Consider the following 6,000-nt stretch of genomic DNA (forward strand, 5'->3'; position numbering starts at 1 on the left):
TGACGGTCGGCTCCGCGACGCTCAGCGCTGCTCGGCGAGGGCGCGCTCGTGCGCCGCGAGACGACGGCGGTTGCGCACGACGAAGCCGGCGAGGCCCACCATGATGATGCCGAGTCCGAGGAACGACGCACCGATGACCGGGAACCCGTGGGGCTCCGACCGCCCGCTCGAGGCCGAGGCGTCGGCGGCCTCCGCGTCCGACGTCGCCGTGACCGACGGCGCGGGAACCGTAGGCACGCCGGGGGCCGTCGGCTGGGCGGTCGCGGCGGAGTCGCCGCCTCCGATGATCGTCACGCCGGCGACGGTGAAGTAGGGGCTCTTGTTGGTGTAGTCGGCCGTGCGCACCTGGGACGTGGGGACGTCGGTACCCGCGGAGACGCGGAAGCGCAGCCAGTGCGTGCCCTCGTCCACGTACGCGGGCAGCTCGATGTGACCCGAGGTCGTGCCGTCCTCGTCGACGGGCGTCTCGGAGACGACGGGGTCCTGAGTGTCCAGGTCACCGTCGTCGACGAGAACCTGGACGGTGGAGTCCTTGGGGAATCCCGACAGGGTGTACGTCAGGGTGCCCCCGACGGCGATCGTCGAGGGACTCACGGTGGAGGCGGTCCCGGTGGTCGAGGGGCCGGTGGAGGTGTCGGCCGGCAACGCGTCCGCAGGAGTGAGGGCGGAGGCGCACAGGACGACGGCGCCTGTCTGGAGGAGCGCCAGGGTACGGAGGGACCGGCGTCGTGCCCCGGCGTCAGGCGCCAGGACGCGAGGGTGCGACCGCGAACGGTGCTGCACAGTCCCTCCTTCCTTCCGTGATGCTTCCGTGATCGTCTCACAGGTCAATGACGCGCTGAGACGCCGGCCGGCTTGGCGAGAAGGATGAAGGACGCCGCCCCGAGCATGAGCAGCCCGCCGGCGGAGACGAGCATCCAGTCGCCAGGCCCAAGGAGGGCGCCGCGAGTCCCGTCGACGGCGATGATCCCCGCGTTCGGGTCCGTCGTCGCGCGGGTCCCGGAGATCTCGAGCTGGGCCCAGCCGAGCAGGGCGTTGTCACGGTTCGCGACGGCGAGCTGGTAGGTACCGGCGCCGAGCGCGGACACGTCGACGGAGACCGAGTTGTCGGAGTCGACCTGCGCCCAGCCCGTCGTCGTGCCCCCGGGGAAGAGGAAGACCGAGACCCAGTCGCCCTTGTGCGCCTTCGAGCTGGGCAGGATGAGCTGGACGATGTTGCCCTCCCTGCCGCCGGAGAGCGAGCCCGCGTTCGCGACGGTGAGGGCCGAGGCGTCCGCGACGGGTGCGACGGGGCTCGAGGCAGGACGGGAGGTGCGGGCCGCCTCGGCCGCGGCAGCGGCGTCGGCGACGGACGTGGTCGGGACGCGGCCCTCGGCGAGACGCTCCGCGGCCTCACGGATGGCCCGGGAGGCGGCGTCGTCGGAGCCGGGGTTGGAGGGCACCGGATCGGTCGCGGCGCGGGTCGGCGTGACGTCCTCGCCCGGAGTCACGACGATCTCACGGCCGTCGCCGCCGCCCGGCTCGGCACCGCCGCCGGGCTGCCCCGGCACCACGGGCGCGATCGGATCGTCCGTGGCGCCGCCGCCCGGCTCGGCACCGCCGCCGGGCTGCCCCGGCACCACGGGCGCGATCGGATCGTCCGTGGCGCCGTCGGCCGGTGCCGTCGGGACGTCGGGAGCGCCCGTCGTGACGGGCGTGGGCGCCGCGGTGGGCTGAGCGTCTCCGGGCACGGTGACGCTCACGGTGGAGCCGGCGCCGAGGGAGACGTCGTAGGTACCGGGGGCGACACCGGCCGCCTTGAGCGCCGCGGCGATGTCGCTCACGGAGGTCGTGAAGGAGCCGTCGGTGAAGGGGACGAGGAGGGAGACCCTGGCGGGGCCGACGCCCCACGAGCCGGTGAGCGTCACGGCGTAGAGGTCATCGGTGTCGCCGCGCCCCGGCACGGCGCCGGTCGTCGAGTCATTGAAGACCCAGCCGGAGCCGGTCAGCGTCCTCCCGTCCCCGGAGACGGTGACGGAGGCGTTCGCGCCGGGGCCAGCGGCGGAGACGGTCATCGTGACCTCACCCAGGCTGCGCCACTGCGAGTCGGCCTGTCCCGGCGCACGGTACTGGATCGTGTAGGTCGCGGCGTCAGCGGGCGCGAGCCCCTTGGTGAGGGTCCACAGCTGGACCCACTTGGAGGCGTCGGAGCCGTCTGCCGGGACCGCCACCTCGATGCTCACGGGGTTCGAGCTCGTGCCGTCGGCGGCGACCGCACGCACCTGGACGGAGGTGATGGAGCCGCCGGCGAGCGGGCTGCCGTCGGCCGTCGTCCATCCTCCGAAGGTCAGCTGGATCTTGCCCTCGGCAGACGTGGCGACCTCGCCGTCGGCGTAGGGGGCGTCCTTCGCACCGCCCTGGCCGATACGCGTCAGCGTCCTGACGCTGGCGCTCGCGGGGGCGACGACGACGGGGCCGGGCTCCGTGGAGGGCTCGGTGGTCGGCTCGCCCGACGCAGCCGCTGTCGGCTCGTCGGTCGGCTGCGCGGTCGGGAGGCCTGCGGTGACCGCGAAGGCACCCGTCGTCGCGGTCCAGCCGTCCTCGTTGGTGAGCGTGAGCGAGTAGGTGCCGGTGCCCAGGGGCGAGCCGTCGCCCTCGAGACCTGCCCGCGTCAGGATGCCGGCGACGTCGAGGTCGAAGGAGCTGCGTCCCGAGGTCGGCAGGACGACGCTCTGGCCGAGGTCGTAGGAGTGCAGCACCTCGCCCGTCGCAGGGTCGAGGGCGTTGAGGGTGAGGGCGGGCTGGCTGAGGACGGCTCCGTCGAGGGACCGCCAGTCCGCGACCTCGAGGGAGAGCCGGCCGTCCTGGGTCACCGTCGTCGCGTCGACGGCGGCTGTCGGCCTCACGGTGACGGCGTCACCGACGACGGCGCCCCCGTCGAGCGCCTGCGCCGAGACGACTCCCCCGACGGGCGCGACCGCAGCGAGCTGCTCGGGGCTGATGGTCAATGTGCCCGAGGTGAAGGAAGCGGGCACGTCGACGTCGTACGTGCGCCCCTGCGCGTCAGTGAGGCGGACGGCGACCTTGAAGACGCCGTCGATGCCGGTCTTCCCGTCGAAGCTCCAGCCGGTGCCGGTGACACCGGAGCCCGTGCTGGTGAGCGTCGCGTCATTGCCGGCTTCCGGGAGGGAGACCGCGAGGTGGACCGAGCCGAGCTCGGTCCAGTCCTGAGCGCCCTCGAGCCGGTACCGGATGGTGTAGTCGCCCTCATGGGGATCCATGTTCTTCGTGAAGGGCCACAGCGGCAGGCTGTAGGACGAGGCGCCTTTGATGAACCTCGGGAGGATGGTGGCGGTCTGGGCGTTGCCGTCAGCGTCGACGAGCGCGATCTGGACGCGCACGCCGTCGGGGGCGTTGAGCAGCGCACCGTCGGCGTCCCGCCAGCCGGAGAAGCTGAGCACGGGACGCGTCGACGCGGAGGCGGTGTCGTACGAGGCGCCCGAGGTCGTCGTCGCCGTTCCTGGTGTCACGGCGGGCACCGGCGCGCTCGCCTCGGGGGCGGCGCCGGGCGCGGCGGAGGGGGAGCCGCTCGCCTGGGCCGTCGGGGTGTTGACGCCGTCGTCGCCCGACGTCGACTGCTCCGTCGGTGCCGCCGACTCCTCTGTCGCTGCGGTCTGCGTGGCCCGGGGGGCCGCCTCGGCCCCGGGTGCGGAGCCCTCCACCGCCGCGGCGGTCTGACCGGTGCCCTGCGCCGGCTCGCTCGCGTCCGCGGCGGGGCTCGTGACGGGAGCGGTGGTCGCCTGGGCCGCCGCCTCGACCGGGCTCGCCGCCGCCACCGGTGCGGCCTCGGCCGTCGCTCCGGCCCCAGCGTCCTCGACGGGCGCAGCGGCCTGCGCGGCGAGGGCGGCGCTTCCCATGACCGAGCTCGAGAGCACGATCCCGGCGACTGCGGGCACGGCGAGCACCCGTCGCACCGAGGAGGCACGGCGGGAGCGTCGCGTACCGAGGTCGCGAGCGTTCTGTGCGGTCAAGGGGTTCCTGAGGCGGCCGGTCGTGGGGGAACTGATCCGCCCGGGCGACGCCCGAGGGACGTCAGTGCGGCTCACTACGACGGAGCGCGCGGCCGTGGCCTCAGACGCGCAGCATTCCGTCGCAAAAGGATCGTATCGTTCTGAACGGGCGGTAGACCGGGGCTTGCGGGGATCTTGCGCCCGCCGCGGCTTACGCAAGAAGCGTGTCAGGGCGGCATCCCGCGCTCCCGAGTGAGACGCATCGGCGGGAGGACGCCGAAGGAGCGCCGTCATCACCCCCGCGGCAGACCGTGACCACCCTCACGCCGGAAAAGGTCTCTGTTTAGTCACGGCGCTATTCTGCGGAAAACCCGCAAGCATGACCGTCAACGGATGGGAGCCGCGGTCGCACCGTGACGAACGACCTGCCCCGTCGCCCGTCCGTTGACGCTAACGTCGGTGCCATGGCAAGCAGCGCTCCCACGTCCAGCACCGCCCGCGGCAGCTTTGTGCCCGCGGTCATGCGCGACGTCATGGCGTGTTGCCGCTGTCAGGCCCGGTGACCCTGTCCCGAAGGCGATGACGCCGCCCGACAGCCTCTGAGATCCCCCCGGCCGGTACCCACCGGCCCGCGCCGCCGCGCGCCCGGGACCTCCTCGCGCCGTGCACCGCCCCGAGCCTGGCAGCTTCCCCCCCCTGGGACGCCCCCCTGGGACGCCCCCACCTCTCACGTCCTCCTGAGGAGTCCCCATGAGCACCCCCACCGACCCCACCAACCCCTCCCAGCAGCCCTCCACCCAGCCCACGCCCGGGAACGACGACGTCACGAGCGAGAACGCCGCCGACATCCTCGCCGCCGACGACTCCGACGAGTCGACCGCCGCCGGCAAGGGCACGAGCCGTCGCAACCTCCTCATCGGCGGCGGCCTCGCTGTCGCCGCCCTCGCCGTCGGCGGCGGCTGGTGGGCGACCCGCTCCAACAAGGGCTCGGACGGCGTCACCGGTACCACCGAGGCCCTCCCCCTCGTCATCGGCGGCGACATCTGCGCCGCCCCCCTCTACGCCGCCTACCACAACGGCTACTTCGAGGACGCCGGCCTCAACGTGACCCTCACCCGCACCCAGCGCACCGAGGACACGAAGGACGCCGTCGGCGCCGGCAAGTACATCGGTGCGCCGGGCATCTTCTTCTCCTGGCTCGAGCCGATCTACAACGGCCTCAACGCCCGCCTCACCGGCGGCTTCCACTCCGGCTGCCTGCGGGTCGTCGTCGCGAACGACTCGACCATCGCCTCCCTCGCCGACCTCAAGGGCAAGAAGATCGGCGTCCCGTCCCTGTCCTCCTCGGCCTTCTCCTACTTCTCGATCGGCCTGTCCGAGGCGGCCATCAACCCCGACCCGGAGAAGGGCGACGTCACCTGGACCACGATCGACGAGGACTCCCTCGGCACGCGCCTCACCAACGGCGACATCGACGCGATCATGGGTTCCGACCCTGCGTCCCTCCTTCCGGTCTTCTCCGGCAAGGCCAAGGAGATCGCGAACAACGACGGCGAGGCCTTCTGCTGCTCCGTCGCCCTCAACGGCGACTTCGTCACCAAGATGGCCTCCCAGGCCAAGGCCCTCACCGAGGCCTGGTTCAAGGGCTCCGACTGGCTCGCCGCGGACGAGTCCCACCTCACCCAGATCGCCAAGATCGAGGTCGACAACGACTACGTCGCGGCCGACCAGGACGTCGTCGAGAAGGTCCTCAAGACCTACGGCTGGCACGCCTCCGCCACCGACTTCCGCGCCGCCATCGAGCCCGGGATCGAGAAGTTCAAGGGCACCGGCTTCATCAAGGCCGACGTCACCGCCAAGGACCTCGCCGACAAGGTCTACGGCGACCTCGGCATCACGCGCTGACGCCGGCGGGTGGTGGGGGGGGGGGCCCCCCCCGGGGGGGCCCCCCCCCCCCCCCCCCCCCCCCCCCCCCCCCCCCCCCCGCCCCCCCCCCCCCCCCCCCCCCCCC

3 protein-coding genes are annotated in these 6,000 nt (G+C 73.1%); 1 reads left to right on the forward strand and 2 read right to left on the reverse strand.

What is annotated here, in order from left to right:
- Positions 1–21 precede the first annotated feature (21 nt).
- Complete coding sequence (locus tag IXW69_RS06840; RefSeq protein ID WP_323745216.1) at positions 22–783, reverse strand: DNA-directed RNA polymerase II; 762 nt, start codon at positions 781–783, stop codon at positions 22–24.
- Between the two features lie 44 nt (positions 784–827).
- Positions 828–4,010: a hypothetical protein gene (locus IXW69_RS06845; RefSeq protein WP_194785612.1), complete on the reverse strand. Its 3,183-nt coding sequence runs from the start codon at positions 4,008–4,010 to the stop codon at positions 828–830.
- 729 nt (positions 4,011–4,739) lie between these two features.
- Between IXW69_RS06845 and IXW69_RS06850 the strand changes: the two genes are divergently transcribed.
- Positions 4,740–5,894: an ABC transporter substrate-binding protein gene (locus tag IXW69_RS06850; protein ID WP_194785613.1), complete on the forward strand. Its 1,155-nt coding sequence runs from the start codon at positions 4,740–4,742 to the stop codon at positions 5,892–5,894.
- Positions 5,895–6,000: the final 106 nt, after the last annotated feature.

The sequence above is a fragment of the Actinomyces haliotis genome, from assembly GCF_015355765.1.
GTDB lineage: Bacteria > Actinomycetota > Actinomycetes > Actinomycetales > Actinomycetaceae > Actinomyces > Actinomyces haliotis.